Genomic DNA, 26,557 nt, shown 5'->3' on the forward strand with positions numbered 1-26,557 from the left:
CATATCGCTGGGCTTGCTTTTGCTTGGCTGACACGCTTACGCCATCAGATCAACGTTCTGACCTAGTGAAAGGTTAGAAGAAGGCTTGGGTGCCTGAGGCTCAGTCGCTGCAATCAGCTCCTGTGCTGCGGCGCCTTCTTGTTGCTGACGGCCTTGTGCCATTTGCAGTGACTTAACTTCTAGCGCTTGCGCTACGGATGAACCGCCTACTTGCATGATGTCTCCAATCAATCAAATGCATGTTACCCAAAGTGCCAACTAAAGTGTGAACACTTGGGTAGCCTGTTATCGGCTGGCAACGGTCAAGCTTTAGTCTAGTTTGCAAATAGTTCTCGTGACTGAGCTGTTTTTCTCTAAAGAAATAAAAATGACATGAACTAATTAGATACTAAACACTCAAACAGTTGTTACACGATGTACATCTTTGCAACACCGGAAGACCTAAATGCCGCAACAACTTAGAAGAAACCCACAAATGCTCACCCTCTCAGGGAAGAACAATCTGCAAGAACACCGCAACCCGATACTGATGAGCTTTTTTCTCGGTGTGTTGCTGGTTGCCGCAAGTGTGGGGGTTGATGATCTACGCTGGCATCCACTAATGGAGGTAGCATTAGGCGCTATGCTGCTAGTGCTGGGTGGGATTCTGTTGCGAGGCGCCTACTCCCTGTTGCGCCTGTTACTGATTCTGTTCCGCTAGTTAAGGTAGAGCACTTTAATCAAGTGGAAACCAAACTGGGTTTTCACCGGCCCTACCACGGTAAGCTCTTTTGCTGAAAATACCGCCTTATCAAACGCAGGCACCATCTGCCCACGGCGAAACTCACCGAGATCCCCGCCCTTCTTTTTAGACGGACAGGTAGAGTGACGCTTGGCCATCTCCTGAAAAGATGCCCCCTTGTCGATTTTCTTCTTAATCGCCAGACACTCTTCACGAGTTTTTACCAGAATGTGCAATGCTGCAGCGCGGTTTGCCATGTTGCCACCTATAGAGAATCAAAAGCGCGATGCTAGCGTTGTGTAAGCAGCTGCGCAAGTTATAAACCAATGAGCCACTACTACCGTGTAGTAACTAGCCCTTTAGCTTACTACCGCCCAAGCGTTGCAGCAAATAGCTATCGGAAAGCAAGGGAGCCCACCAATCTTCATTATCTAAGTACCAACTCACCGTTTGCGCCAAACCTGTTGCGAAGTCATGTTTCGGTGCCCAAGCAAGCTCGCTGGAGATCTTGCTTGCATCAATCGCATAACGTCGGTCATGGCCTGGCCTGTCTTCAACTAAGCTAATCTGCTGGCGATAGTCTTGCTTGTCCTCTCCGTTCAGTACGAGCTGCTGCAGCACATCACAGATAGATTCGACAACAGTTAGGTTTGACACTTCATTTAGCCCACCCACATTGTAGCTCTCGCCCACCCGCCCGCGAGTTAAGATTTGGTATAACGCATCAGCGTGGTCTTCAACATGTAGCCAATCGCGGATCTGCTGACCATCACCATACACCGGCAACGCTTGACCCGACAAGGCTTTGAGGATGATGAGGGGGATTAGCTTTTCAGGAAACTGATACGGCCCATAGTTGTTTGAACAGTTGCTGAGTACCACCGGGAGACCATAGGTACGATGCCAAGCTCTCACCAAGTGATCACTTGAGGCCTTAGAGGCAGAGTATGGGCTACTCGGCGCGTAGGGGGTTGCCTCACTAAAGCCCGGCGCATCACTGGCCAAATCACCAAACACTTCATCGGTGGATACATGATGGAAGCGAAACGCTGTTCTTGCATCTGATGAGAGAGAAAGCCAGTACGTCCGGCAGGCCTCGAGCAAACTATAAGTCCCCATAATGTTGGTCTGCATAAATGCAGCAGGGCCATCAATCGAGCGGTCCACATGGGTCTCTGCCGCTAGATTAATCACCTTGTCGATGTTATGCGTTGTGAGCAAACTAGAGACCAACTGTTCATCCGCTATATCGCCTTGAGCGAACTGATAACGAGAAGAGCCGCTAACGCATTGCAGCGAGCTAAGGTTACCCGCATAGGTCAGCTTATCAAGGTTAATAACGCTGTGGGGAGTACTGCTTATGACGTGGCGGATAAATGCGGAGCCAATAAACCCGGCTCCTCCGGTGACCAAAATGTTCATGCTTTCCATAACCCCTGCCGCTTTTGCTTGAAACGCTGGGGACTAAACGACAATACTGTCATTCTAAGCAATCTATGTGTCCAGGGATACATGCCAAAACAGTGACGATACAGCAAAGCGAAATCTATGGACTTTGGTGAGAGATAGCACTCCTCATCATCAAGGAGTGCACCCATGGATGCGCTTAATCGCTACCAAACAGGTCGCGAGTATACACCTTATCGCTTACATCACGGATCTCATCTACCAAGCGATTAGCCACAATCACATCACACTCCGCTTTAAACTCGTCCAAGTCAGTTACAACCCGGGAGTGAAAAAACTCTGACTGATTAAGCACAGGCTCATATACCACTACTTCGATGCCCTTGGCTTTGATGCGCTTCATAATGCCTTGTACCGAAGAGTCTCGGAAATTATCAGACCCAGCTTTCATTATCAGGCGATAAACACCAACACGTTTAGGTTTGCGCTTGATAATTGATTCCGCGATAAAGTCTTTCCGAGTGGTATTGGCATCGACAATAGCGCGAACCAAGTTATTGGGTACGTCTTGGTAGTTAGCCAATAGCTGCTTGGTATCTTTTGGCAAACAGTAACCACCGTAGCCAAATGATGGATTGTTGTAGTGAGTACCAATGCGCGGGTCGAGCCCCACCCCTTGGATGATTTGGCGAGTATCCAAGCCATGGGTCTCTGCGTAGCTATCGAGCTCATTAAAATAAGCTACCCGCATTGCTAGGTAGGTATTGGCGAACAGCTTGATAGCCTCTGCTTCAGTGGAGCCGGTGAGCAAGATCTCGATGTCTTGCTTTTCTGCACAGCTGGCTAGTAGGCGGGCGAAGGTATCTGCTCGTTCGCTTTTCTCTCCCACAACTATCCGCGATGGGTGCAGATTGTCGTACAGTGCGCGGCCTTCACGTAGAAACTCTGGAGAAAAGATGACGTTATCATGCTCAAAGCGCTCCCGCGCATCGCGCGTAAAGCCCACAGGCACCGTCGATTTGACCACAATCAGTGCATCTGGAGCTAACTGTTTAGCATCTTGAATCACTGCGTCCACTGAGGAGGTGTCAAAGAAGTTGGTTTGAGGATCGTAATTGGTTGGCGTTGCGACAATAACCAACTCAGCATGTCTATACGCGAGTTGTTTGTCAGTTGTGGCGGTTAAAGAGAGCGGTTTGGACTGTAAATACTGCTCAAGCTCGGCATCGACAATCGGCGATTTTTTTTGGTTTAGAAGCGCAATCTTATCAGGGTCTATATCTAATGCGACAACAGGGTTCTTCTGCGCCAAAAGAACAGCATTAGACAAGCCTACATAGCCTGTCCCGACAACGGTTATGTTCATACTTTTTCCAGTGTATCAAACGTGCGAAAGCCGATTCGACATCGGCTCTCTTCTATCAGTATTATTTGTATTTTGCTTCAACTGTCTGGATAAACCTAGGAATTTCTTCTTCTGGTAAGGAGTTAATCCCTGCGGCCCCTTTGCGCCCTCCCCCCGTTGCAAACGAGGAGCAAATCTCATCAGCACCGGTCTTGTTCACCAGAGGAGCTCGCAAACTAACCAACATACTTCCATCCCCCAGCTCGGTGAACACGGCATGAGCCTTCTCTGGCTGCTGATTAGCGAGCTCATTTCCCAAGACGCCACTCACGCGGCGGCTCCAGGGCTGATTAGGTAACGTACACACTTCGAGCCACTCAGACTTATAGCTCAACCCAATCGCTTGCGCGTTAGCCATATCCTCGCTGTAGGCATCCTTGAGCCGATGGTAAGGTGAATCAGCTTGGGCTATCGCATCGAACGGGTCGGAGAAAGGGAGTAAGGCTTTAAACAACTCAGCAGGCTCATAATGGAGATCACTAACACTGGCGCCATAGCCATTGTAATTAATCAAGGTGCCAAACTCTTTTAGCTGCTGAGCTTGCTGTTTACTTAGTCCAGCCTCTTCAGATAGACGATCCGCCACCGCAATCAGGTTATCGCCATAAGCCGCGGTAATCGCCCAAAGATGATGCAGCCCCCCTAAGTGCTTGTCTACCAGCAACGCGGTACACACTTCAGGGTTCATATCGATAGTAGCTGTAAGCCTTGGGTCAACCGGTACTTCACCGGGGCGATGATGATCGAAATAGCTAACCTCTGCGCCCGCTGCAAGTGCGCGCTTCAAGCCCTGCTGGTTTTTCTCCATAGAGATATCCAGCACAGTGATCACTTCTTCACCATCAAAATCGAGCTTGTCCAGCAGTTGAATATCGCGTTTTACGCCGGTCACCAAGCGGCTATCACGTGGCTCGGCAAGACGCAGTTGCAGCAACGCTAAAATACCATCGGCGTCGCCATTAAAAACATCGATATAGGTCACTCGGCCCCCTTAAGCGCTGATTACGCCAGCTTTACGGAGAGCGTCCAGAACCAACTGCGCACAACCTTCAATGTCGTGCTCGGTAGTTTTGATATGAATATCGGGAGACTCAGGCAGTTCATAGGCTGAATCGACCCCGGTAAAGTTGCGGATCTCACCGGCTCGCGCCTTCTTATAAAGCCCTTTAGGGTCACGCTGCTCGCATATCTCGATGGGGGTATCCACAAACACTTCGAAGAACTCGCCCTCGCCCAGCAACTTTCGAACCAGCTCACGGTCTGCCTTAAACGGTGAGATAAATGCTGTAGAAACTATCAATCCGGCATCTACGAACAATTTCGAAACCTCACCGATTCGGCGAATGTTTTCCACTCGGTCCTTATCGGTAAAACCCAGGTCACCATTGAGGCCGTGGCGAATATTATCGCCATCCAGTACGTAGGTATGAGCGCCTTGCTTATGTAACAGGTGATCCACAGCATTCGCCACCGTCGACTTACCAGAGCCACTTAGGCCGGTAAACCACAGTACACAGGGCCGATGGCCTTTGGCTTCAATACGATTATCGCGAGATACACTGTGGGCATGCCAGACCACATTTTCACTGATGTTATCCATAGTCATTCCTTTTTGAATCCTAAAGCCGCGAATTAGAACGGGAAAATTACCGGAAGAGTCAATAATACCGAAGCGCTATAAAACAAACAGATCGGCAGACCCACTTTCACAAAATCTTTTAGTTTGTAACGTCCTGCGTTAAATACCATCAGGTTTGTCTGATAAGAAAAGGGGTTAATAAAGCTCGAGCTAGCCGCAAAGGCCACCGCCATTACAAAGGTCAATGGGTTGAGCCCCATCCCTTGGGCAACGCCATAGGCGATGGGAAACATCAATGCAGCTGCTGCATTATTGGTAACCAATTCAGTAAGCCCATAGGTCAGAAAATAAATTACTACCAAAGCGAGCATGGCTTGCTCAGGTCCTACGCTTCCATCTAGCTGACTGGAAAGCTGTTGGATCAAGCCGGTATCGATAAGGGCAAATGACAGCATCAGCGAGGTCGAGACAATCAGCCAAATGGTTAAAGGAAAGCGCCGTAACGCTTCATTCGGTGTTAAACAGCGAGTAGCAAATAACACTCCCAACAGTAGCGTTGTCGCCTTCAGCAGGCTCATAAGCCCAACTGCAGATGCGGCAATTGCAGCTAAAAACCCACCAACGGCGACTGTTTCTCGCCAGCCGGTCAGCCGACTTTCCGCTTCAACGTCGGTCAGCATGATAAAGTTCTTATCGAGGTTCTGGCGGCCATCGAAATCATCGCCCACGGCCAGTACCAAGAAATCACCCGCGCGTAGCTTGAAGTCACCCAACTTGCCCGAGACCCGCTCTCCGCTTCTACGAATGGCCACAACCGCAGCATCGAAGCGCGCGCGAAAGCCCATATCTTTTAGGGTTTTACGCACCAGCACACTTTCTTCTCGCACCACCACTTCACGCAGGTTGGAGCCGAGTAAACCGTTCTGGTCAGCAAACAGCTTGAGGCCCTCAAATTGAGTGAGCTGCATAAGCTTTTTCACATCACCAGCAAACACCAACCTGTCACCCTCAGCAATCAATTGTTGCGGAGATACCGGGCTGATCAGGCGTCCATCCCGAACGATTTCCACCAAGAAGAATGACTCAAGATGACGCAGCCCTGCTTGCTCCACCGTTTGCCCAATCAGTTTAGACTCAGGCTGGACCTTGGCATCAACAAAATAGCGATGGAAGTCCCCTTCTTGAACCCCTTGATTAGGTAAACTTTTTGAAAACACAAACAATGCGCCACCACAGACTAAGGTAATCACTAAGCCGGTTAGAGTGAAGTCAAAAAAGTTCAGGCTCTCCCCTGTCGTCTCGAGATACATTGAGTTCACAATCAAGTTGGTCGAGGTTCCCACCAAGGTAAGCGTGCCACCAAAAATCGCAGCAAACGATAAGGGTATTAACAGGCGTTTTGAGGGGTGATAAGGGTTGTTACGTATAGGGCTGAGTAGCGTAGCGACCACCGCGGTGTTGTTGAGTATCGCCGACAGAAAAGTCACCGAGCCATAAAGCTTAAGCCAGGTTAAGCGAAAATCAGGTCGGATAATCTTAGCGGTAACCACACGCAGCAAGCGCGTTTTCTCTAGCGCCAACGAGCAAATCATCAGCAGCACCAAGGTAACTAGACCGTGGTTTGCCATACTGCGCAGCATAGCTTCCTCACCAACTAGGCCGCTGGCAAGTAAAAACAGCAGCAATGCACCAAAGACATGGGCAGGGTACTGCTGAAAACGGACTAATCCGATGATGGTGGCAACAAAGGTCGCCAGCACCAAGACTACATCGAAGTCCATTATTTGAGGAAGTCGCGAAGGTCCTTCGCATCCCAATGCGGGAAGTGTTTACGGATGAGCGCGTTTAACTCCAGCTCGAAGGCAGAGAAGTGAGCCGATGAGCTCTTTTCTGACTCGCGACCTTTGCCGACAATCATACCCGCGCCAACCGTTACGTTAGTGATGCGGTCGATAATGATGAACGAACCGGTACCGTGCGCTTTGTCGTAAGGGTCAAAGCACACGTCTTGGTTGAACTGCACCTGACAGCGACCAATTTCGTTCAAGTTAAGGCGAACCGCCTCTTTTTGCTCCAAGGTATTCACATCGATTTGATAGTCGATGCTCTCGACCGAGCCTGCAGTTGCTTTGCTGGCCAACTTAAAGTCATACTGCTTGTTGGCAATCATCGGCTCTTCAGCCATCCACACAATGGTCGCCTCTACCGCAGAGCTGACCTCTGGCTGGTTGTTGGTATGCACCAACATGTTACCGCGGCTCGCATCGATTTCGTCTTCCAGAGTTAAGGTCACCGCCATGGGGGCATATGCTTCTTCGAGTTCACCGTCGAATGTGACAATGCTCTTCACCTTGGAAACCTTACCTGAAGGCAACGACATAACCTCATCACCTTTACGCACAATACCCGAGCTAATCGTGCCACAGAAGCCACGAAAATCGAGATTTGGCCGGTTCACATATTGAACAGGGAAACGGAAGTCGTCGAAGTTAAGGCCAGAGGTAATCGGCGCGCTCTCAAGCATACCCATTAGCGTATCGCCGTGATACCAGGCACTTTGCTCACTACGCTCCACCACGTTGTCGCCGTTTAACGCAGAGATAGGAACATACTTAATGTCTTCGATATTTAGATTAGCCGCGAACGCTTCGTACTCTGCTTTGATTTCGTTAAAGCGCTCTTCAGAGAAGTCCACCAAGTCCATCTTATTGACAGCCACAATTACTTGCTTGATACCCAGTGAAGAAACAATAAAGCTGTGGCGACGGGTTTGCACCTGCACCCCATAGCGAGCGTCAATCATCAAAATTGCCAGTTCGCAGTTTGAGGCGCCTGTCGCCATGTTGCGAGTATACTGCTCGTGCCCCGGCGTATCGGCGATAATAAACTTACGCTTGTCGGTAGAGAAATAACGATATGCGACGTCAATGGTAATGCCCTGCTCTCGCTCTGACTGAAGACCATCTACCAGCAGAGCCAAATCAAACTCTCCATCGGTGGTATTAAAGCGCTTGCTATCATTCTTGATGGTTGCCAACTGATCTTCAAAAATCATCTTCGAGTCATGCAGCAAGCGACCAATTAGGGTGCTTTTACCGTCATCCACGCTGCCACAAGTTAATAAGCGCAGTAGTTGTTTTCTTTCGTGCTGCGCCAAATACTCCTGTATATCAGACGCAATCAAACTTGATTGATGAGACATCAAATCCTCCGGACTTTGTTCATCCCGCTAGCGCCATGTGGCACCAGCATATAATCTATGGTGTGGTGGGGATAGCTTTAGGGCCTAGAAGTAGCCTTCCATTTTCTTCTTCTCCATCGAACCCGCGCTGTCGTGATCGATAACCCTACCCTGTCGTTCAGAGGTTTTGGTTAGAAGCATTTCCTGAATCACTTCGGGTAACGTGGTCGCTTCAGACTCAACGGCACCGGTCAGTGGGTAACAACCGAGCGTTCTAAAGCGCACCATTTTCTGTTGGATTTCGCTTGGGTCCACCGGCATACGGTCATCATCAACCATAATCAGGGTGCCATCGCGTTCAACAACGGGTCGCTCCTTAGCAAGATACAGCGGAACAATCTCAATGTTCTCTAGGTAGATGTACTGCCAAATATCCAGCTCGGTCCAGTTAGAAAGCGGGAATACTCGAATGCTCTCGCCTTTGTGCACCTTGGAGTTATAGGTGTTCCAAAGCTCAGGGCGTTGTGATTTAGGATCCCAGCGGTGGTTCTTATCTCGAAACGAATAAACACGCTCTTTTGCACGCGACTTTTCTTCATCGCGGCGCGCCCCACCGAAAGCTGCATCAAACTGATATTTATCCAGCGCTTGTTTTAACGCTTGGGTCTTCATCACGTCGGTATGGACCGCACTGCCGTGAGTAAAGGGACCAATACCTTGGGCTAAACCTTCTGGGTTTTTGTGGACCAACAGCTCAAAGCCGTAGTCCTTGGCCATGCGATCGCGAAACTGGATCATCTCTTTGAATTTCCAGTCGGTATCGACATGCAGTAGCGGGAAAGGAATCTTCCCGGGGTAGAAGGCCTTTCGGGCCAGGTGAAGCATTACCGCAGAGTCCTTTCCGACGGAATACAGCATGACTGGGTTGTCAAACTCAGCGGCAACCTCACGAATAATATGGATACTCTCGGCTTCGAGAGCTTTTAGGTGGGTAAGGTCATAACTGTTCATAAAGCTTCTGGTTCTCCTTGTCCGTTGAAGCCAGAATATGTGAAGTAGATCCTTTACGCCATAGTATTTTGAAATGAAATCAGTATGTTTTAGAGCCAAAACGAATAACGACAAACGAATGAGCGGTTTTATCGCTGCTCCAAGCAAAGTAGCTGAGAGGACGCGCAAAAATGCAAATCCTCTTTACGCGCAAATCTACAACCCACCGACGGGCGCTCAATAGCGCTAAAGCACGAACCTGCCGCTTTGCCCACGGCAGCCTGCAAGCCTACCTATACTGAATACGGTTCTGACGGCGTAGTCGTTTTACAGCGTCTATCTTCCGCACAACTTTTAAAACTTGCCATATGTGCTTATGTCCGTAACTGTACATAGCGAAGACAGCAATAAAAGCGACAAAAGATACCGACTCAGGCGCTCCAGTTATCTGAAGAGCAATGCCTACTAAACCCAAAGCAACACTAGCCAAAGTGATCACGGTTAGAGTCTGCTTTGAGTTAAACCCTGCCCGCAGAAAAATATGATGCAAATGATCTCTGTCAGCCAAGAATGGTGATTGACCTTTTCGCACCCGCCTAAGCATTACACCAACCATATCTATAAGGGGAAGAGAGATAATCCAAAGCGCGGTGACGGGAGAAAATGCAGCAGTATCCCCTTGGCTACCGATACAAAGCAGCCACACAACTGTCAAACCAATGAACATTGAGCCAGCATCCCCCATAAAAATTTTTCGCTTTTTGGGGTGATCGGCTCTACAAAGATTGAACAGTAAGTAAGGCAGTATCGCAAACGCCAATATCAAGCAAAACATCGCTTGAGAAGACTGGTTTGCCAGTAGAAAAAGAATAGACATTGACATCACTGAACTTATTGTCAATCCGCCGATTAATCCATCTATCCCATCTACCATATTAAAAGCGTTAATAGCCCCTAAGACTGCCAAATAGGTAAAAGGAACAGACAACACTCCCAAGCTTATTGAGCCCTGACCAAATAGGTTACCTACCTCTGAGATACTTTGCCCACACGCAAACACCATGATGCTAGCAGCTAATAGCTGCCCCCAGATTCTGGTGCTTACACGCAAGTCCCTTTTATCATCGATAACTCCAATCGTTACCATACCCGCTGAAGCGATCACGTAAAGGAGAGTACTGTGCTGGAAAGGTTGTTCTACAACTAGCAAACCCGCGCATAGTCCCAAAAACACAGATATTCCACCAACTAATGGAACAGCTCCATTGTGGAGCTTTCTAGAGTTTGGGCGGTCGACAAGATCAATCCGAAGAGCGACGGGCTTCAAAAGCTTAATCGAAGAATAGGTACAAAGATAGGCAATGACCAAGGAAAACATGGAGGATACCATTAAAACCTCATGAAACTTGCTTCTAACTTCCATTGTACGAAGCGGCATATAATTAGCGCAACAATAGCAAAAGAGCAGGCAAAAGTAATCCCCTACAGCGAATAGTCGCACAAAATATCATCGCCCATTGATATACTTTAGGCTTTTTCATCAGCTCAGATCACCTACATTGTCTGTATGTTCTCTGTAAGTACCTGCCACAAAAGGCCGCAGCCTTTCCAGCCCAGACTTGTCAAGAACTAACGCACATTCTAAGTAACTCAAACACAGATCACCGTTCTGTTATAAATACGAAAGAAAGAGCTAGCCATAGCTTGATGCGAGTTGTCCTGGCTTCTCAAGAAGGAAGTAACTTAATTTTCAACTTGTCGTTAATCAGGTTGTGCTTAGATATGACCAACGAAGAAGACGGTACCTTGTAAATATGGGTATCCCAAGTCCCCCTTGAGCTCGAGCCTAGTGGTAGGTCTGGATGAAAATCCTGGAACGGGGCCTCTAACCCAAGTACCCCACCATTCGCGAAAGTGACGTTGTGACTATCGTACAACGCGTAAAAACAGCAAAGCGGCGCTTTTAGATCAGCGCCATAGACGATTCGGTTCAAACCTTCGAGCGCTTCTGAAGGATACTCTGCTCGTTTATCTGTGCCCCTTGCATGGCGATCCCATAGATCTTGAAAATAGCCATTGGCAATCACAGCAGCAATCACAGCATCCTGAGCAAGCGTACTTAAGTCCAACACTGCAACCGCGACCCGATCGTTCCCAACTTGGCCAAGCAAGGGAAGCAAAGAGTATCCGGTAACTTGATAGTGATAAAAATAGTCCGCCAGCATCGCTGATTCAGCGGGCAGTATGTCATTAAACACCCGAGTCGCCTGAGAATCGTGCTCGCGAAGCGCGTTTTTGTGTTCAGATAACTCAGCTAACTCCAATTGCAGCTCAGTCTCTTCTTTGTCTGATATCGCGGTTAGTATGGTGTTCGCCAGCTCATTGAAATCGGCGATCGGTTTAACCAGAAAGTCGGTCGCTCCCAAGGTCATCACCTTGCGCAGGTCGTCCAAGTTACTCTTTCCCGATATTACAATCACTGGTACTGGAGGCGGAGAAACCTGTTGCAAAAAACCCACGCCATCGAGCTTAGGCATCACCACATCGAGCAGGATCGCATCAAAAGTGTGTTTTCCAAGTAGCTCTAAGCCACTGAGCCCATCATCAGCGGTGGTCACATTTGCACCAAGCTTTGAAAGAAACGCTGAGAGTTGACGGCGAAAAACTAACTCGTCTTCAACGATAAGCACTGATATGCCGTCTAACGGGGATATGTCACCTAATTCCATGGAGCGTTGTTGCCTAACCTCATAACTTTCATAAAAACTATATGTTAACCAGACACTTATCACTAGCTTTACACGCTCATATTGAGTCTAATCACTCAAAACGCAGTCAAAACTTGTTTTTATGTTGAACTTCTTAACTAAAGCTTAGTCAATAGAAGGCTAAACCGAGGCGTTTTACCAAAAACTAGGTAGATATTCGTTAGGCAGGTCACTGAACCACCAAGAGTATCCGGTGGTTCAGGCTTAAACTAGCGGCAACGACTAGAAGTTATCAATTTCGTCAAGGTAATCGTCGAGGGCGGAATCTATATCGCCTTGGTCAGCCGTGGGAGGCTTACCACGATAGAAACGGTACAAGCGGTACTGCAGATAGGCGTCTTTGATGAAGGTATAGCTGTCGAGTGAGTTATCTAGTAAGGGCTCTTGGTCTATAACTGCCGCACGTTTGTACAGGCCATCAACGCCCCAACGGATGATGCGCTCAGCCCAAGTCAACGACAATGGCGAAGCGAATCCGTCGATAAAGTCGCCCACCTCGTTACGCACAGTTGAAGGACCAAGCACCGGAATCATCAAGAATGGGCCGTCGGGTACGCCGTAGTAACCCATCGTGTCACTGAACTCGGCAATATCGCGCGTCACGCCGCTCCAGCCCATGATGTCGAAGATACCAGCGATCCCGAAAGTAGAGTTAAACAAGAACCGCACTACGCTGTTAGCCGCCCCCTGTGGGTTTAGCTGCAGCAAATGGTTGATAGCGCTAGCGGGCTCTTCGAGATTTCGAATCACGTTGTTTAACGACTCACGCACGCCAAAGGGAACATGTCGAGCATAGGCATGGGTTGCCGGACGAAACAGCGGTTTATCTAACACTTCATAGTTAAACCGCCAGCTGTAGCGGTTAAAGCCCTCGAAGGGGTCGTAAAACCCGTCTTGGGGAGGCGTTTGCTCGTCGGCAATGGCCGGAGCAAACCAACAAAACACTGTCAGAATAAGAATACGACGTAACACTAGTCATCCTTTGACCGTTGAAAGCGGAGCTTCTTTGCTCCGCTTGAACACATTAGGGCAGCAGCTGATCGATGGTTAGACGTATGGGTGTTGCCTCGCCTTGTGCCACAGGATCACTGGTTCCTTCCCAGTCGCCGCTGGTAGTTTGCACATTATCATCATAGGACAAGCGGGCGGTGATGAAGAAATCGCCCTGCTGGGATAACTTCAGGCCTTCCATCATACTGTCGCTATCAGAGAGCGTTACTGTAACAGGAAATACTGGCGCTGCAACCTTGCGCGCAGCGATTGGCATCGGTGGGCCATTGACGGCTTTTGCGTAAACGAACAAGAAGCTACTCGATGGCACACTCAAGCCCTGATCAACATCCACAGTGATGGTATAGCTAGGCCCCGCGCTGGCCACAGGTGCCGCCGCCACTTGCGCTTGCTCGCTGGCACCTTGCCCACTCGCACCAAGTTGAGCTTGGGCAAACTCGATGCTTTGTTGCAGCACCTCCGCGCGTGGAGAACCGGGCTCGAGCAGGCCGAGCATTTGCTCCCAGCGGCCGATAGCACTGGCGTAGTCTTGTTGCTCAAGAGCCAAGAACGCGTACATCGACCACAACTCCAAGCTCTGTGTATTCTCGCGTAGCGCTAGCACTAACATGCGTTCGGCCCTAGCACGGTCGTTTGGGTCACCGCTAAACAGCAGCGATTGCGCGTAAACAGCAATGATACTGGGGTCATTTGGCTGCAGGCGATGCGCCTTCTCACTGGCGTCAGTCATAATGTCCAGGCGATTAAGCGCTTGGCCGACTTTTGCCAGAATAAACCAGCCGCGGGGATCATCGCCCTCTGCTTGCAGCTTGCTGCGTAAGGCCAGTGCAAAGTCTTGCAGTTCTTGATCGCTGACCTCACTTTGGCCGCCGAGTATGCGCTCACTCAACTCTGGCAGGCGCTGCTGCACTGCTTGCCAATGTGTGACCTGCTCTTTTGCGCCCAGATAAAAATACAAGCCAACACTTGCCACAACCAAAAACGCTAAACCAGGCACAAGCTGCCACACATTCACGTTGCGGTGTGCAGATTCAGGCTCGTCAACAACATCATCGAGCAGGTTATATTGCAGCTCGCTGACCAACTGCTGGCTGTCATCGGCTAGCCCCTGGTCATCTTCCTTACTCAGCTCATCTAAACGATTTTTGTAAAGGGACTGGTTTAGCTTGGTTTGGGAAATACCTTTTTCTTGTCGCTTGAACAGCGGTAGTAGCAATACCAGACCTGACAGCACCAGCAATGCTATAGAGACTATCCAAAAAACCATCATTGTTTGTCTCGCTCCGTTTGTTCAATCAACTTGGCAAGTCTTTCGCGCTCACCCTCTTCGACTAGTGGCTCTTTCTCGCTTGAGTTTCGATTTCGTCCCAGCAAGTACACCCCACCAAACACTATTACTAGCAAGGGAGATAGCCACAATATCAGCACCGCAGGCGTTAGCGGCGGATCGTAGCGCACGAAGTTGCCATAGCGGTCGACCATGTAGTCGAGCACCTGTTGCTTATCGTTGCCTTGCTTGACCAGTTGGTAGGTCTTTTCGCGCAAGTCTTGGGCGAGCCCGGCATTGGAGTCAGCAATATTATTGTTCTGACACTTCGGGCAACGCAGCTCTTGAGTAAGTTCGCGAAACAGCGCTTCCTGCTGCTCGCTGTCAAACTCGTACACGTCGATGGCAGCGAACGCTGCAGAGCTGATTAGCCCAAGTAATAAGACGAGAACCCGCATAGCTACTCCATTGCACTAAAAATTGGCGCTAACTCCTGCTGCCAGTTTCGGGCATTAACATCCCCGACATGGCGGTAGCGGATGATTCCCTGGCTATCGATAAGGTAGGTTTCCGGTGCACCATATACGCCAAGATCGAGTGCCAGCAGCCCTTTTTCATCATAGAGATTAATGGCATAAGGGTTACCCAGCTGCGCCAGCCAGTTAATCGCTTTTCCTCGATCATCCTTGTAGTTCAGGCCGATGATCTTCACACCCTGCTCAGCCAAGGTGTTTAGGAACTCATGCTCAGCCCGGCAGGTCGGGCACCAGGTCGCCCATACGTTCAGCAATAGCGGCTCACCCTCAAAGATATTGCTGTGATGCTGCTTGTCCAGCTCATAAATATCCTGAAGCTCAAACTGCGGCACCGGTTTACCCACCAATACCGACTCCAACTCAGTAGGATCGGAGTAGAGCCCACGGAACAAGAACACCGATACCGCTAAAAACACCACCAAGGGTAGGAAAAAGTAAAGCAGACGCTTATTCATACCTGAGACTCCTCTAAACGAGTGTTCTCTTTTTTACCACTGGTTTGTTCATCAACCTTGCTTTGCACGCTGGTTCGCTTAAACCGGTAACGTTTATCGGCTAAAGCAAAGCCACCACCTATCGCCATAAAGATAGACCCCAACCAAATCCAACGGACAAACGGTTTGTAGTAGATGCGCACAGCCCAGGCTCCGCCGGGTAACTGCTCGCCTAAGGCTGCATACAAGTCTCGCCAAAGCCCGGCGTCAATCGCCGCTTCGGTCATCATGCTGCGCTGAACCGTGTAAAAACGCTTCTCCGCCTCTAGCGTGGCAACCGGCTGCCCCTTGCGCTGAACATCGATAATGCCCACATGGCCTTGATAGTTGGCGCCCTGAAGCTGGCTAACCTCACGGAAGGTGAACTGATAGCTGGCGAAGTCCACTTTATCGCCCGGTAGCATTCGTAGATCGCGCTCAATGCTGTAATGGCTGGTCATCGCCACACCGATGATAGTGACGGCTAAACCAATGTGCCCCCAGACCATCGCCCAATGCGAGCGGCCCAGTTTGGTCACCCCCTGCCAGAAGGTATGACGGTGAGTAGCACGCAGCCACACCTCGAGTGCGCTGCACACAATCACCCAAAACGCTAACACCAAGCCCATATAAGCCAACCAGTAGAACTCTGGCGCGAATACCACCATCAGTAACAGCGGCACCAATACACTGACAGCAAAGGCGACGGCTAGTTGCTTGCGCAAGGGGCCAAACTGTTGCTTCTTCCAACGTACCAGTGGGCCAATGCCCAATGCCAAGGCAAACGGTACAATCATCCAGGAAAACATACGGTTGAAGAACGCCGCGCCGATGGAGATACTGCCCATACCCAACTCTTTGTGAACCAACGGCAGCAAGGTGCCTAGCAGCACGACAACCAAAGCCGCTACCAGTAGGATATTGTTCACCAACAGCAGTGTCTCGCGAGAGAACAGCTCATAACTGCCCCGGCTTTTTACCTGTGAGGCTCGCACAGCAAACAGCGTTAACGAACCACCAATAACCGCCAGTAAGAAGCCCAGAATAAACAACCCTCGCTCTGGGTCGGAAGCAAAGGCATGCACCGACACCAACACGCCCGAGCGCACCAAGAAGGTACCCAGCAAACTTAACGAGAATGCAGAGATGGCCAGCAGTACAGTCCATGCCTTAAACACGCCGCGTTTCTCGGTGACTGCCAGTGAATGCAGTAAGGCAGTACCGACCAGCCACGGCATAAACGAGGCATTCTCAACCGGATCCCAAAACCACCAACCGCCCCAACCGAGTTCGTAATAGGCCCACCATGAGCCCAGCGCGATACCTAAAGTCAGGAACACCCACGCGGCCATCGTCCAGGGACGGGACCAGCGCGCCCAAGTCGAGTCCAGCCGCCCCGCCAGCAGCGCAGCGATGGCAAACGCAAAGGCAACCGAGAAGCCCACATAACCCATGTACAAAAGCGGCGGGTGAATGATCAGACCAATATCTTGCAGCAGCGGGTTCAAGTCCTGCCCATCGATGGGGAAGAACGGCAAGGTCCGCTCGAAGGGATTGGAAGTGAAAAGAATAAAGGCGTAGAAACCGACACATATCATGCCCATTACCGCCAGCACCCGCGCAACCGCCTCTATCGGCAACCCGCGACTTAATAGCGCCACAGCAGCGCCCCAGCCCGCCAAGATCGCTGCCCACAGCAGCAATGAGCCTTCATGGGCGCCCCACACCGCCGACAGGCGGAAATACCATGGGAGTTGGCTATTCGAGTTATTGGCCACATAGGCCACCGAGAAATCGTTGGCTAAGAAGGCATTGCAAAGCACGATTAGTGAAAACAGCACTAACAGGAACTGCAGCAGCGCCAGTGGCCGAGCCAGATTCATCATACCGAGCCGATTCGCCGAGGCCCCCCATAGCGGGTAGACGCTCTGAAGAATCGCCACCGCCAGCGCTACAATTAGCGCAAAGTGTCCTAACTCTGGAATCATAAGAAGCCTCTACTGCGCGGAGCCGTGCAACTGTTGCTCGGTATATTCGGGTTTGAAATGTTCCATGCCCTTGAGCGACTGCGCGACCTCTGGTGGCATGTACTCCTCGTCGTGCTTCGCCAACACTTCATGGGCTTGGATACGGTTGGCTGCAACTAGCTCCCCAGTTGCGACAATCCCCTGCCCTTCACGGAACAGATCGGGAAGGATCCCCTCATAGGCGACGGTGACCATACCGCCCCCGGCGTCGATTAAGTCGAAACTCACCTCTAGGCTGGTCTGCGAGCGGGCCACCGAACCAGGCAACACCAAACCGCCAATGCGCAGACGCTGGCCAACTTCCGGTTTTACCTTCTCAGGCCCTTTACCCTGAACCAGTTCGGTGGGGGTGTAGAACAAATCGATATTTTGTTGCAATGCATATAGCAGCAAACCTGTGGCAAAGCCCAAACCGACAACAATAGATACTACAACCAACAAACGCTGTTTTCTTCTAGGGTTCATAGCCGTTCTTTAACCTCTCTCGCCGCTAACATCCTGTCTTGTTTTGCTTTTAGCTGGGTAATACTGCGGGTAAGCGCCTGGCGTTTGAAAATGCTGTCGACTACAACCGCTCCCAACGTCAGTAAGGTGCAACCAAATGACAACCAAACGTAAAAGCCATAACCGCCCATCGCCACAAAATCTGAAAAACTGTCAAACTGCATCTCAGGCCTCTCCCGTGCCTAACAATAACTGCCTAACCCAAGGCCGCCGCTGCTCGCGTTTGAGCAGCTCGGTACGAAAACGAACCAGGCTTAGAGCGCCCAAGAACGCGCCGAAGCCAACGATGTTGAGTAGCAGAGGCCATAACATGGCGCTGTCGATCGACGGCTTAGCAAACTTGGTGATTGAGGCCCCTTGGTGCAGAGTGTTCCACCACTCCACCGAATAATGAATAATCGGCAGGTTGATCACCCCGACCAAGCTAAGAATGCTGGCAGAGCGGCCCGCTAGGGCTTTGTCGTCAAAGGCGTTGTACAGCGCAATCACGCCTAGATATAAAAACAGCAAGATAAGCTCGGAGGTCAAACGGGCGTCCCACACCCACCAAGTGCCCCACATGGGTTTGCCCCACGCCGCGCCGGTAAGCAATGCAATAAAGGTAAAGCCGGCACCAATGGGGGCCACTGCAGCAACAAAGATTTCAGACTGTTTGATCTGCCACACCAGCGCGATAAAGCCGGCAATGGCCATGGTCAGATAGGCCCCCATGGAGAGAATGGCCGCTGGCACGTGCACATAGATAATCCGGAAACTGTCGCCCTGCTGATAGTCAGAAGGCGCGAACAACAATCCCCAAACCGTGCCAACACTCAAACACAGCACCGCCAGTGCGGTAAACCATGGCACAAAGGCGCCAGCTAAACGAAAGCTCGCTTCGGGTTTTGCATAGGGGTGCAACCATTTCCACATAATATCGCCTACTTCAGAAATCCGTTATCAAAGGCCCAGCGCCCTAACTCATGCTCACCCGCAACGCACTGGCTGTTGCAAAAGGAGCGAAACAAAGCGTTAACATTGCAATGGCTCCCATAATCGCTAAATGCCCTGCATAGGGCAAGCCAAACGAGGCCGCCTCGATGGCAGATGTTGCAAAAATGAGAACCGGTATGAACAACGGTAAGACTAATAAACTCAATAGAACCCCTCCACGTCGCAGCCCTACTGTAAGTGCTACGCCAACGCCTCCAATAAGGCTCAACACCGGCGTGCCAATCAACAAGGTGAGGAAGGTAGCTTTGAAGATGGGCATACTCAGGCCGAGTAACACAGCAAACAGCGGTGATAGCAGTAGCAGTGGTAAGGCAGTAAGCAGCCAATGAGCCACGATCTTGGCCAAACTGAGCGCGGCAAGCGGGTGCCCTGATAGAAGCAACTGCTCTAGCGAGCCATCCAGGTAATCATCTCGGAACAAACGTTCTAGCGATAGCAGTGAGGAGAGTAACGCGGCGACCCACAGCACACCGGGTGCAACGCGGGCCAGTAGCTCCGGCTCTGGGCCGAGCGCCAGCGGAAACAAGGTGATAACAATCAGCAAAAACCACAGCGGGTTGAGAATGTCCGACTTGCGGCGCATCGCAATCAGCAGCTCGCGCTTAATAACGTTTAATACTGCTCTCACATCAGCCCCCGACTCGCGGACAGCTCAATCACCCGGTAGTGCTGCGCAGGCATTTGTAGGCTTTGGTGTGTGGTAAGGATGACCATCCCGCCCCGCTCACAATGCTGAAGGAGTATCTTCTCTAAGTAAGCAACGCCCTGCTTGTCGATGGCGGTAAACGGCTCGTCGAGGATCCATAGCAGGCGCTGATTCACCCACAAGCGTGCGAGTGCCACTCGCCGCTGCTGCCCCGCTGATAAATGCGCACAGGGCTCGTCCTCAAGACCTGCAAGTCCCACTCGCGCCAAGATCTCGAAATAATCTGGCTCGGGCGTCTCTATGCTATCCAAGCCTTTAAAAAACTGCAGGTTCTCCAGCGCGCTAAGTTCCGACTTGATACCCGCAAGATGGCCAAGATAGAGAAGTTGCTGATGGTAACGTTGGGGGAAGCGTTGAATAGACTCGCCTTGCCAGAGCACCTCTCCGGAGGCTGGCAACGACAAACCAGCCAACAAGCGTAGCAAGCTGGTTTTACCTGCTCCGTTGACACCGGCAATCTGAATAATCTGTCCTTGCTGGATGCTAAAATTTAGCCCTGAAAACAACTCATGTTGATCCCGGGTGCAAGCCAGCTCCTTCGCATGTAACATTGGCTAAGCAATTGAATTCCTTTAAACCAAGATGTTAACACAGTGCAACAAAAATTAGCATCACCGACCTCACAGTGGCGCTCGAACGTTGCTTTTTTGTACTAACCTACGTTTTCTAAAAGAATCAGGCAAAAAACAAAGGGAAGCCATGCTTCCCTTGTCTATTGGTTCAGCGCCTTAAGCGTTGCCTAAGCGGAACCTTTGAGTTTTTGTTGTAGGTTAAGCAGCAGCTCGGCTTCTGCTTTGGGGATCTCGCACTCTCGCATAACCTCAGTGACATCAGCGCCTAACTCCACCATCTTCATGGCACGATTATAGAGTTTTGAGTCTGTGTCTTGAGCCATGCTTTGAAGCTGCCCTTGTTTACGTTCGGTTTCTTCAAGTGCCTCACGCTGTCTAGCCAGTTCACCGGTAAACGCACTGTTTGCCGCATGTAACTCGGATAGCTGCTTCTCGGTCGCGACTTGCTTAGATAACAGCTCCTTTGCTAAACGCTCTAGAGACTTAACCTTACGCTGAGCTTCTTCAAGTTTCGCGTGTAGACGTTTTGCTAGCCAAGCAAACACCAAAATACAACAAGGTAACAACACCAGCAGGCTAATCAAAATGCCATTCATAATTACAACGCGCTTATTTCATCCCACTCTTCATCTGAGAGCAGCTTGTTTAAATCAACCAAAATCAGTAACTGGCCATCACGATTACTCACGCCTTGGATAAACTTCGCGCTTTCTTCTGTGCCAACGTTTGGCGCAACATCAATCTCTGAGGAGCGGAGGTAAACCACCTCAGCAACGCTGTCTACGAGGATACCAATCACCTGGGACTCAGCTTCGATGATAACAATCCGAGAGTTCTCGGTGATCTCCGACGAGTGCAAGCCAAAACGTGAACGGGTATCAATCACCGTCACGACATTGCCACGCAAGTTGATAATACCTAACACGTAGCTAGGGGCGCCGGGAACCGGGGCAATTTCGGTATAGCGAAGGACTTCTTGCACCTGCATCACATTGATGCCGTAGGTCTCGTTTTCTAACTGAAACGTTACCCACTGGAGCACTTCATCCTCTGCGACGTTTTCGGCAATGTTGCGTTGCTCGCTCATTTGCTCTTCCTTTTTTCGTTAAAGAGGCAGATCGCAGCCTCTTATCTCGTACTATTCACTAACTGTAAGATATACAGCGTTTTTTAACCAGCAAAAGCACGTCATTCACGTAACTAATTGCCTTCGATGTTCACACCTTGCTCAAGCATCGCTTCGAGCTCGCTGACATGCAGCAGGGCACACATCCGCTTCTTCACCATGCCAGCAAGCCAAGGACGTTTTCCCGGCTCACTACGCCACTTTATATCGTCACGATTAAGCTTTTGCGTGCCGTGTAGTTTTTCACAGCTTAGCCCCCAAGCCGACTCACCTAACATGATCAGGTATTTGTAGTCGGTGTTGACCTCTTTACCAGGTAACACCCATTTAGCAGTGTCGACCGCCGACAATTTGCGCTCGCGCTCAATCATGATTCCTGCGAACCAAGCAGGCTTACCAAACAGCGGGCTGATCTCGGTCACTCGATGAATACCGCCTAGCTCCGTTAGAGGCACGCCAAATGTTACTCCGGCAGCTTCAAAAAACAGTACTTGAAACTCTTCATCAACTTCGATGTTTTGCCAAGGATCTGGGGCTGGCGGCTGAGGCTCGGGTTCGACCTCTAAGGCCACGTCGACCGCTGGTTCAGCAACCTCTACTTCAATGCGTTGCTCTGGTATATCGACAGGCAGCACACTCGGCGTGGGATCTGCCAAAGGCTTGGGCTCTGCACGAGAGACCTCAGCAAGCAGGGGCGGTGTAGCTGCTGGCTCAACAGGCGCAGCTATGCGTTTCTCAGCCTCTGCTAACAACTGCTTTAAGGGCTTGCGCTGTTTGGGCGGGGGTTCAGGCTCACTGCCGGCTGGCGCAACAAACGGTGTATGCTTGGGCGGCTCTTCAGCCACGACCTGCTGCACGGCTTGCGCCGCAGCAGGAAGCTCAGTTTCAAGCGACTGTGCGGTCGCAGTTGCTTTATCAGGTTCAGGTGTAGGAGACTCGCTTAACAAGGAGTCGAAATAATCACCCAGCGCTTGCTCCATCAACTTATCGCTGTTCATAAGCCACCCTGACGGTCCTGGATTCGCTGCAGATAGCTCAGCAAGGTCTCATAGGCAAATACCCCGCGACACTTTTTAATGTAGAGCGAGGGAGGCATGTGCTTGAGACTGGCATCGCGAAACTTGGTATCGATGGGGATCACCGAGTTCCAAACGTTATCGGGATAGCTTTCCTGTAACTGCTTTAGCGCGGCGAGTGAAGCTTTGGTGCGTTTGTCATACATAGTGGGCACTACGGTGTAGCGCAGCGGCGCAGGACAAGAGCGCTGCATAATCTGCAGGGTTTTCACCATGCGCTCCAAGCCTTTGATAGCCAAGAACTCCGTTTGAACCGGCACCAACACGCGTGAGCTAGCAGCCAGGGCATTCACCATCATGACGCCCAACACCGGCGGGCAATCAATGAGTGCGTAGTCATAGCGGTCTTCCAAGCGCTCAAGAATACGTTTGAGAATCAGACCCATGCCTTCGCGCTGCCCTAACACTTTGTCGAGGGTTGCCAGAGCCATACTCGCCGGGATCAGGTCCAAGCCGTCAAACTCGGTGTTCTGAATGCTGTGATTGATGGTGGCATCATCGAGTTCAGGCTGTTGATAGAGCTCGTATAGGGTGCCTTGCATGCTATCGACGTCAAAGCCGAGATAGCTGGTGAGAGAGGCGTGGGGATCAGTGTCAATCAATAACACCCGTTTACCTTGCTGGACTAACAGCCCCGCGAGAGAGATGACGGTTGTCGTCTTCCCTACCCCGCCTTTTTGGTTGGCAACAGTCCAAACCTTCACAATCGTTCCTGCCTAAACATAAATGCGATTTCGCTAAACACTTCTAACTTGTTGTAATAAATAAGGGTAATACGACTTAAAGGAAGTTACTGAGAGTCCGCTCTAAACTCAACAAACTTCAATACCTCCCATCATCGATGTCGGCCGGAGCCGACAATTCTTTACTGGCGCGTTTAGCCATTCACCTCGCTGAGTATGGCATCTGCAAACTGTTCCAAGGGCAGCTGCTCACTGCACAAGCCCGAACTGGCAATCGCCTGAGGCATACCATAGACCACACAACTGGCTTCATCTTGAGCCCAAATAGTCGCGCCCTGTTGCTTCAACAGCTTAGCGCCGTCACGCCCGTCGGCACCCATTCCGGTTAGTACCATCGCTAACACATCGCCGCTGTGGCTCTTGGCAAGCGATGCAAAAGTAATATCTACGCAGGGTTTGTAGTTCACCTTGTCATTCCCTTCGACGATACGTATGCGCCCACCGCCACGGGGCTCCACCATCATCTGCTTGCCACCCGGGGCTAAGTAAGCCCAACCAGGGCGAAGCTCATCACCATCTTCGGCTTGCTTGACATTGATCTTACACAAGCTGTTTAGGCGCGACGCAAAGGCTGCGGTAAAGGTTGCGGGCATGTGCTGAACCAACAGGATCGGCTTGTTAAAGTTTGCCGGAAGCTGGGTCAAAATGGTTTGCAGCGCCACCGGCCCACCGGTCGAGGTGCCAATTGCAACGATCTTGTAACGCTTGCCTGAGGCGCGGAACTTGCGGGCCGCTGGGCGCTCGGCAGGGGCTGAACGAGTCGGCGCGCTTGGGCGCTCTAGTGGTGTACGGGCCGCGGGTGTTGACTGTCGAGTCGGGGCTGCGCTACTTGGCCGGGCTGGAGCCGCGGGTCTGCGAAGACCAATGCGGCGGCGCGACAAGGCCTTAACTCGCTGCTGCAGCAAGCTCACCGCCTCTTCGCGATCACGGGCAATGTCTTCAAATTTTTTCGGGATAAAGTCGAGCGCACCGGCTTCCAGTGCGTCTAGAGTGGCTTGGGCACCCTCGTGGGTGAGCGAAGAGAACATCAAGATCGGCGTCGGGTTGCTGCCCATGATCTCTTTTACCGCGGAGATGCCGTCCATGACAGGCATCTCAATATCCATGGTGACCACATCAGGCTTAAGACGCGCCACCATTTCGACGGCTTCTTTGCCATTTTTTGCCGCGTCGATCACCTCTAGTGATGGCTCGGCATTGAGGATCTCGGTCACCCGGCGACGAAAAAAACTCGAGTCGTCAACGACGAGTACTTTTATCGGCATAGTGTTCGCTCCGCTTAAAGACGCTTAGCGTAACGCTTGAGCAAACTAGGAATATCCAGAATTAGCGCAATACGTCCATCGCTGGTGATAGTTGCCCCCGCCATCCCTGGGGTACCGTGTAATAACTGATCGAGCGCTTTAATCACTACTTCTTCCTGGCCAATCAGGTTGTCCACCACAAAGCCGACTTGCTGAGGGCCAATTTGCACAATTACCACGTGGCCAAGTTGTCCGCGCTCGGCACGATTGCCACCACGGATCAACCAGTCTTGCAGGTAGAACAGCGGAATAGCGCGCTCACGTACAATGATGGTTTCCTGACCATCTACCACGTTGATCTTGGCAAGGTCGAGGTGGAAGATCTCATTCACGCTGGTCAGTGGCAGGGCAAAGGTTTGCTTGCCAACATCAACCATGAGAGTTGGCAGAATCGCCAGGGTCAATGGCACTTTAATCTGAAGGGTTGTGCCCTCGCCCATTGCCGAGTCGATATCGATGGAGCCGTTAAGCTGGGTAATGCTGGTTTTCACCACATCCATACCCACGCCGCGCCCTGAGATATCCGAGATTTCGGTCTTGGTTGAGAAACCCGGCGCAAAAATCAGGTTGTAGGCATCTTTGTCTGACATGCGATTGGCTGCATCGGCATCGAGTACGCCGCGATCAATCGCGATGTTCTTCAGTTTCTCTGCATCCATCCCCGCACCATCATCTTCGATAGTGAGTAGAATGTGGTCGCCCTCTTGGGAAGCAGACAAACGGATGGTTCCGGTGCGCTGTTTACCCGCTGCAATACGCACATCTGGCATCTCGATACCGTGGTCAACACTGTTGCGGACTAAGTGGACCAGCGGATCAGCTAACGCTTCAACCAAGTTTTTATCAAGATCGGTTTCTTCACCCACCAGCTCCAAACTGATGTCCTTTTTCAAGCTGCGCGCCAAATCACGAACCACGCGAGGGAAACGGCCAAACACCTTCTTGATTGGCTGCATGCGGGTTTTCATCACCGCGCCTTGTAGATCGGCGGTGACCACGTCCAGGTTAGCGGTCGCTTTGGACATCTCTTCGTCGTTGCTGTTAATGCCCAGACTCACCAAGCGGTTACGCACCAATACCAACTCACCCACCATGTTCATGATGTCATCGAGGGTCTTAGTATCAACGCGGATATTGGTCTCGCCTTGGGGCGCTTTAGCTGGCGCGGCTTTCTCCTGCTTAGCAGCAGGCTTCTGCGCAGCTGGGGCTGGCTTGGCTGATGCAGCGGGTTTAGCAGCGGCAGGTTTTGCCTCAGCGGGCTTGGCAGGTGCTGCCGGTTTGGCTGGCGCAGCGGGTTTAGCGGCCGCTTCGGCAACCTTGGGCGCTTTACCTACGCCGTGTAACTGGTCGAGTAGCTGCTCGAACTCATCATCATTGATGAGGTCGCCATCGGCGGAGGCGGGAGCTGCAGGCTCAGGCGCTTTAGGCGCCGCTGGAGCACTCGCCTCGGTAGGAGCACCGCCATGCTGGCCTTTACCATGAAGCTCATCGAGTAACTTCTCGAACTCATCATCGGTGATATCACCATCAGCAGCAGGAGCACTCGCTGGTGCAGGCGCTGCGGGCGCGGCCGTAGGGGCTGCTGTAGTGGGCGCTTGCCCACTGCCGTGCAACTCATCAAGAAGTTTTTCAAACTCGTCGTCGGTGATCTCATCGATTGAGCCACCTTCTGCAGCGACTTGTGGAGCCGCTTCGGGCTCAGACTCTGGGGCCACTTCAACCACTGGCTCGGGTTCTGGTTCAGGCTCTGGCTCGCTGGCTATCTCACCGGCACTGTTGGGATCGCTTAAGTGATGGAGTTGGTCGAGCAAGGCTTGAGGCGCTGCGGTAAGTTCTTCTCGCGCCTGCACGCAAGCGAACATCTCGTTGACGGTATCGAGCGCTTCTAGGATCACATCCATCAGCTCGGGGGTAACCGGCCGGCCACCGTTGCGCAATACGTCAAACACGTTTTCGGCGCCGTGACAAACATCGACCAGCTCATTGAGAGAAAGGAAGCCCGCGCCACCTTTTACGGTATGGAACCCACGGAAGATCGCGTTCAGCAAATCGGAATCTTCGGGGCGTTTCTCCAGCTCGACCAGTTGCTCTGAGAGCTCTTCGAGAATTTCTGCGGCTTCAATTAAGAAGTCCTGAAGGATATCTTCATCTACGTCAAACGACATTTG

28 protein-coding genes are annotated in these 26,557 nt (G+C 51.2%); 1 reads left to right on the forward strand and 27 read right to left on the reverse strand.

Annotated elements, in window-relative coordinates; translation table 11 throughout:
* Nucleotides 1-36: 36 nt before the first annotated feature.
* Nucleotides 37-216 (reverse strand): hypothetical protein, encoded by a 180-nt coding sequence (locus G461_RS0116295; protein WP_035480461.1) that lies wholly within the window; start codon nucleotides 214-216, stop codon nucleotides 37-39.
* A 229-nt stretch (nucleotides 217-445) separates the two neighbouring features.
* Between G461_RS0116295 and G461_RS0116300 the strand changes: the two genes are divergently transcribed.
* Complete coding sequence (locus G461_RS0116300; protein WP_157360345.1) at nucleotides 446-700, forward strand: hypothetical protein; 255 nt, start codon at nucleotides 446-448, stop codon at nucleotides 698-700.
* On the opposite strand, the gene ppiC is transcribed toward G461_RS0116300, so the two are convergent.
* From ppiC to G461_RS0116430, 26 genes are all read right to left on the reverse strand, one after another.
* A complete protein-coding gene (gene ppiC, locus G461_RS0116305) occupies nucleotides 697-978 on the reverse strand; it encodes a peptidylprolyl isomerase PpiC (protein ID WP_026958053.1) in 282 nt (93 codons plus the stop codon). The two genes, G461_RS0116300 and ppiC, sit on opposite strands and share 4 nt — an antisense overlap.
* Before the next feature lie 94 nt (nucleotides 979-1,072).
* Nucleotides 1,073-2,143 (reverse strand): dTDP-glucose 4,6-dehydratase, encoded by a 1,071-nt coding sequence (gene rfbB / locus G461_RS0116310; protein WP_026972639.1) that lies wholly within the window; start codon nucleotides 2,141-2,143, stop codon nucleotides 1,073-1,075.
* A 184-nt stretch (nucleotides 2,144-2,327) separates the two neighbouring features.
* Entirely contained in the window at nucleotides 2,328-3,494 is a 1,167-nt protein-coding gene (locus tag G461_RS0116315; RefSeq protein WP_026972640.1) for a nucleotide sugar dehydrogenase, read from the reverse strand.
* A gap of 61 nt (nucleotides 3,495-3,555) precedes the next feature.
* The gene (locus tag G461_RS0116320) at nucleotides 3,556-4,515 is read right to left on the reverse strand and encodes a DHHA1 domain-containing protein (protein ID WP_026972641.1); all 960 of its coding nucleotides are present in this window, start codon (nucleotides 4,513-4,515) and stop codon (nucleotides 3,556-3,558) included.
* Between the two features lie 9 nt (nucleotides 4,516-4,524).
* Nucleotides 4,525-5,133: an adenylyl-sulfate kinase gene (gene cysC / locus G461_RS0116325; RefSeq protein WP_051333620.1), complete on the reverse strand. Its 609-nt coding sequence runs from the start codon at nucleotides 5,131-5,133 to the stop codon at nucleotides 4,525-4,527.
* Nucleotides 5,134-5,165: 32 nt separating this feature from the next.
* Nucleotides 5,166-6,893, reverse strand: a complete 1,728-nt coding sequence (locus tag G461_RS0116330) for an SLC13 family permease (protein WP_026972643.1) — start codon at nucleotides 6,891-6,893, stop codon at nucleotides 5,166-5,168.
* The gene (gene cysN, locus G461_RS0116335; RefSeq protein ID WP_026972644.1) at nucleotides 6,893-8,314 is read right to left on the reverse strand and encodes a sulfate adenylyltransferase subunit CysN; all 1,422 of its coding nucleotides are present in this window, start codon (nucleotides 8,312-8,314) and stop codon (nucleotides 6,893-6,895) included. The genes G461_RS0116330 and cysN overlap by 1 nt, the downstream gene beginning before the upstream one ends.
* 84 nt (nucleotides 8,315-8,398) lie before the next feature.
* Complete coding sequence (cysD, locus tag G461_RS0116340; RefSeq protein ID WP_026972645.1) at nucleotides 8,399-9,304, reverse strand: sulfate adenylyltransferase subunit CysD; 906 nt, start codon at nucleotides 9,302-9,304, stop codon at nucleotides 8,399-8,401.
* 268 nt (nucleotides 9,305-9,572) lie between these two features.
* Nucleotides 9,573-10,661, reverse strand: coding sequence for a UDP-N-acetylglucosamine--undecaprenyl-phosphate N-acetylglucosaminephosphotransferase (gene wecA / locus G461_RS0116345; protein WP_245587186.1), 1,089 nt, complete (start codon nucleotides 10,659-10,661; stop codon nucleotides 9,573-9,575).
* 349 nt (nucleotides 10,662-11,010) lie between these two features.
* The gene (locus tag G461_RS0116350; RefSeq protein WP_026972647.1) at nucleotides 11,011-12,012 is read right to left on the reverse strand and encodes a response regulator; all 1,002 of its coding nucleotides are present in this window, start codon (nucleotides 12,010-12,012) and stop codon (nucleotides 11,011-11,013) included.
* Between the two features lie 261 nt (nucleotides 12,013-12,273).
* Nucleotides 12,274-13,023, reverse strand: coding sequence for an MlaA family lipoprotein (locus G461_RS24505; RefSeq protein WP_084429315.1), 750 nt, complete (start codon nucleotides 13,021-13,023; stop codon nucleotides 12,274-12,276).
* A gap of 52 nt (nucleotides 13,024-13,075) precedes the next feature.
* The gene (gene ccmI / locus G461_RS0116360) at nucleotides 13,076-14,332 is read right to left on the reverse strand and encodes a c-type cytochrome biogenesis protein CcmI (RefSeq protein WP_026972648.1); all 1,257 of its coding nucleotides are present in this window, start codon (nucleotides 14,330-14,332) and stop codon (nucleotides 13,076-13,078) included.
* Nucleotides 14,329-14,787: a cytochrome c-type biogenesis protein gene (locus tag G461_RS0116365; protein WP_026972649.1), complete on the reverse strand. Its 459-nt coding sequence runs from the start codon at nucleotides 14,785-14,787 to the stop codon at nucleotides 14,329-14,331. The genes ccmI and G461_RS0116365 overlap by 4 nt, the downstream gene beginning before the upstream one ends.
* Nucleotides 14,788-14,789: 2 nt before the next feature.
* Complete coding sequence (locus G461_RS0116370) at nucleotides 14,790-15,320, reverse strand: DsbE family thiol:disulfide interchange protein (RefSeq protein WP_026972650.1); 531 nt, start codon at nucleotides 15,318-15,320, stop codon at nucleotides 14,790-14,792.
* Nucleotides 15,317-17,326 carry a heme lyase CcmF/NrfE family subunit gene (locus G461_RS24510; RefSeq protein ID WP_051333622.1) on the reverse strand — a complete coding sequence of 670 codons (2,010 nt, stop codon included), beginning with the start codon at nucleotides 17,324-17,326 and terminating at the stop codon, nucleotides 15,317-15,319. The genes G461_RS0116370 and G461_RS24510 overlap by 4 nt, the downstream gene beginning before the upstream one ends.
* A gap of 9 nt (nucleotides 17,327-17,335) precedes the next feature.
* Entirely contained in the window at nucleotides 17,336-17,830 is a 495-nt protein-coding gene (ccmE, locus tag G461_RS0116380) for a cytochrome c maturation protein CcmE (RefSeq protein WP_026958067.1), read from the reverse strand.
* Entirely contained in the window at nucleotides 17,827-18,033 is a 207-nt protein-coding gene (ccmD, locus tag G461_RS0116385; RefSeq protein ID WP_026972651.1) for a heme exporter protein CcmD, read from the reverse strand. Before ccmD ends, ccmE begins: the two co-directional genes overlap by 4 nt.
* 1 nt (nucleotide 18,034) lies before the next feature.
* Nucleotides 18,035-18,781 carry a heme ABC transporter permease gene (locus G461_RS0116390; RefSeq protein WP_026972652.1) on the reverse strand — a complete coding sequence of 249 codons (747 nt, stop codon included), beginning with the start codon at nucleotides 18,779-18,781 and terminating at the stop codon, nucleotides 18,035-18,037.
* A gap of 43 nt (nucleotides 18,782-18,824) precedes the next feature.
* The gene (gene ccmB / locus G461_RS0116395) at nucleotides 18,825-19,490 is read right to left on the reverse strand and encodes a heme exporter protein CcmB (RefSeq protein ID WP_026972653.1); all 666 of its coding nucleotides are present in this window, start codon (nucleotides 19,488-19,490) and stop codon (nucleotides 18,825-18,827) included.
* Complete coding sequence (gene ccmA, locus G461_RS0116400) at nucleotides 19,487-20,119, reverse strand: cytochrome c biogenesis heme-transporting ATPase CcmA (protein ID WP_026972654.1); 633 nt, start codon at nucleotides 20,117-20,119, stop codon at nucleotides 19,487-19,489. Before ccmA ends, ccmB begins: the two co-directional genes overlap by 4 nt.
* A 188-nt stretch (nucleotides 20,120-20,307) precedes the next feature.
* The gene (locus G461_RS0116405; RefSeq protein WP_051333623.1) at nucleotides 20,308-20,736 is read right to left on the reverse strand and encodes a DUF2802 domain-containing protein; all 429 of its coding nucleotides are present in this window, start codon (nucleotides 20,734-20,736) and stop codon (nucleotides 20,308-20,310) included.
* Nucleotides 20,737-20,738: 2 nt separating this feature from the next.
* The gene (locus G461_RS0116410) at nucleotides 20,739-21,227 is read right to left on the reverse strand and encodes a chemotaxis protein CheW (protein WP_026958073.1); all 489 of its coding nucleotides are present in this window, start codon (nucleotides 21,225-21,227) and stop codon (nucleotides 20,739-20,741) included.
* A 113-nt stretch (nucleotides 21,228-21,340) separates the two neighbouring features.
* Complete coding sequence (locus G461_RS0116415) at nucleotides 21,341-22,264, reverse strand: chemotaxis protein CheW (protein ID WP_026972656.1); 924 nt, start codon at nucleotides 22,262-22,264, stop codon at nucleotides 21,341-21,343.
* Nucleotides 22,261-23,046 (reverse strand): ParA family protein, encoded by a 786-nt coding sequence (locus tag G461_RS0116420; RefSeq protein ID WP_026958075.1) that lies wholly within the window; start codon nucleotides 23,044-23,046, stop codon nucleotides 22,261-22,263. Before G461_RS0116420 ends, G461_RS0116415 begins: the two co-directional genes overlap by 4 nt.
* A gap of 173 nt (nucleotides 23,047-23,219) precedes the next feature.
* Nucleotides 23,220-24,350, reverse strand: a complete 1,131-nt coding sequence (locus tag G461_RS0116425; RefSeq protein ID WP_026972657.1) for a protein-glutamate methylesterase/protein-glutamine glutaminase — start codon at nucleotides 24,348-24,350, stop codon at nucleotides 23,220-23,222.
* Nucleotides 24,351-24,364: 14 nt separating this feature from the next.
* Entirely contained in the window at nucleotides 24,365-26,554 is a 2,190-nt protein-coding gene (locus tag G461_RS0116430) for a chemotaxis protein CheA (RefSeq protein WP_026972658.1), read from the reverse strand.
* Nucleotides 26,555-26,557: the final 3 nt, after the last annotated feature.

It is taken from the genome of Aliagarivorans marinus DSM 23064, assembly GCF_000429485.1.
In the GTDB taxonomy this organism is placed as follows: Bacteria; Pseudomonadota; Gammaproteobacteria; order Enterobacterales; family Celerinatantimonadaceae; genus Aliagarivorans; species Aliagarivorans marinus.

Excerpts from the sequence above, each read along its gene's own strand:
- G461_RS0116390 (WP_026972652.1), bottom strand. The coding sequence starts at position 18,781 with ATGTGGAAATGGTTGCACCCCTATGCAAAACCCGAAGCGAGCTTTCGT.
- ccmA (WP_026972654.1), bottom strand. The coding sequence starts at position 20,119 with ATGTTACATGCGAAGGAGCTGGCTTGCACCCGGGATCAACATGAGTTG.
- ccmE (WP_026958067.1), bottom strand. The coding sequence starts at position 17,830 with ATGAACCCTAGAAGAAAACAGCGTTTGTTGGTTGTAGTATCTATTGTT.
- G461_RS24510 (WP_051333622.1), bottom strand. The coding sequence starts at position 17,326 with ATGATTCCAGAGTTAGGACACTTTGCGCTAATTGTAGCGCTGGCGGTG.
- G461_RS0116300 (WP_157360345.1), top strand. The coding sequence starts at position 446 with ATGCCGCAACAACTTAGAAGAAACCCACAAATGCTCACCCTCTCAGGG.
- G461_RS0116410 (WP_026958073.1), bottom strand. The coding sequence starts at position 21,227 with ATGAGCGAGCAACGCAACATTGCCGAAAACGTCGCAGAGGATGAAGTG.
- ccmD (WP_026972651.1), bottom strand. The coding sequence starts at position 18,033 with ATGCAGTTTGACAGTTTTTCAGATTTTGTGGCGATGGGCGGTTATGGC.
- cysD (WP_026972645.1), bottom strand. The coding sequence starts at position 9,304 with ATGAACAGTTATGACCTTACCCACCTAAAAGCTCTCGAAGCCGAGAGT.
- G461_RS0116350 (WP_026972647.1), bottom strand. The coding sequence starts at position 12,012 with ATGGAATTAGGTGACATATCCCCGTTAGACGGCATATCAGTGCTTATC.
- G461_RS0116330 (WP_026972643.1), bottom strand. The coding sequence starts at position 6,893 with ATGGACTTCGATGTAGTCTTGGTGCTGGCGACCTTTGTTGCCACCATC.
- cysN (WP_026972644.1), bottom strand. The coding sequence starts at position 8,314 with ATGTCTCATCAATCAAGTTTGATTGCGTCTGATATACAGGAGTATTTG.
- ppiC (WP_026958053.1), bottom strand. The coding sequence starts at position 978 with ATGGCAAACCGCGCTGCAGCATTGCACATTCTGGTAAAAACTCGTGAA.
- G461_RS0116295 (WP_035480461.1), bottom strand. The coding sequence starts at position 216 with ATGCAAGTAGGCGGTTCATCCGTAGCGCAAGCGCTAGAAGTTAAGTCA.
- rfbB (WP_026972639.1), bottom strand. The coding sequence starts at position 2,143 with ATGAACATTTTGGTCACCGGAGGAGCCGGGTTTATTGGCTCCGCATTT.
- cysC (WP_051333620.1), bottom strand. The coding sequence starts at position 5,133 with ATGGATAACATCAGTGAAAATGTGGTCTGGCATGCCCACAGTGTATCT.
- wecA (WP_245587186.1), bottom strand. The coding sequence starts at position 10,661 with ATGTTTTCCTTGGTCATTGCCTATCTTTGTACCTATTCTTCGATTAAG.
- G461_RS0116425 (WP_026972657.1), bottom strand. The coding sequence starts at position 24,350 with ATGCCGATAAAAGTACTCGTCGTTGACGACTCGAGTTTTTTTCGTCGC.
- G461_RS0116415 (WP_026972656.1), bottom strand. The coding sequence starts at position 22,264 with ATGAACAGCGATAAGTTGATGGAGCAAGCGCTGGGTGATTATTTCGAC.
- G461_RS0116365 (WP_026972649.1), bottom strand. The coding sequence starts at position 14,787 with ATGCGGGTTCTCGTCTTATTACTTGGGCTAATCAGCTCTGCAGCGTTC.
- ccmI (WP_026972648.1), bottom strand. The coding sequence starts at position 14,332 with ATGATGGTTTTTTGGATAGTCTCTATAGCATTGCTGGTGCTGTCAGGT.
- G461_RS0116370 (WP_026972650.1), bottom strand. The coding sequence starts at position 15,320 with ATGAATAAGCGTCTGCTTTACTTTTTCCTACCCTTGGTGGTGTTTTTA.
- G461_RS0116430 (WP_026972658.1), bottom strand. The coding sequence starts at position 26,554 with ATGTCGTTTGACGTAGATGAAGATATCCTTCAGGACTTCTTAATTGAA.
- G461_RS0116405 (WP_051333623.1), bottom strand. The coding sequence starts at position 20,736 with ATGAATGGCATTTTGATTAGCCTGCTGGTGTTGTTACCTTGTTGTATT.
- G461_RS0116315 (WP_026972640.1), bottom strand. The coding sequence starts at position 3,494 with ATGAACATAACCGTTGTCGGGACAGGCTATGTAGGCTTGTCTAATGCT.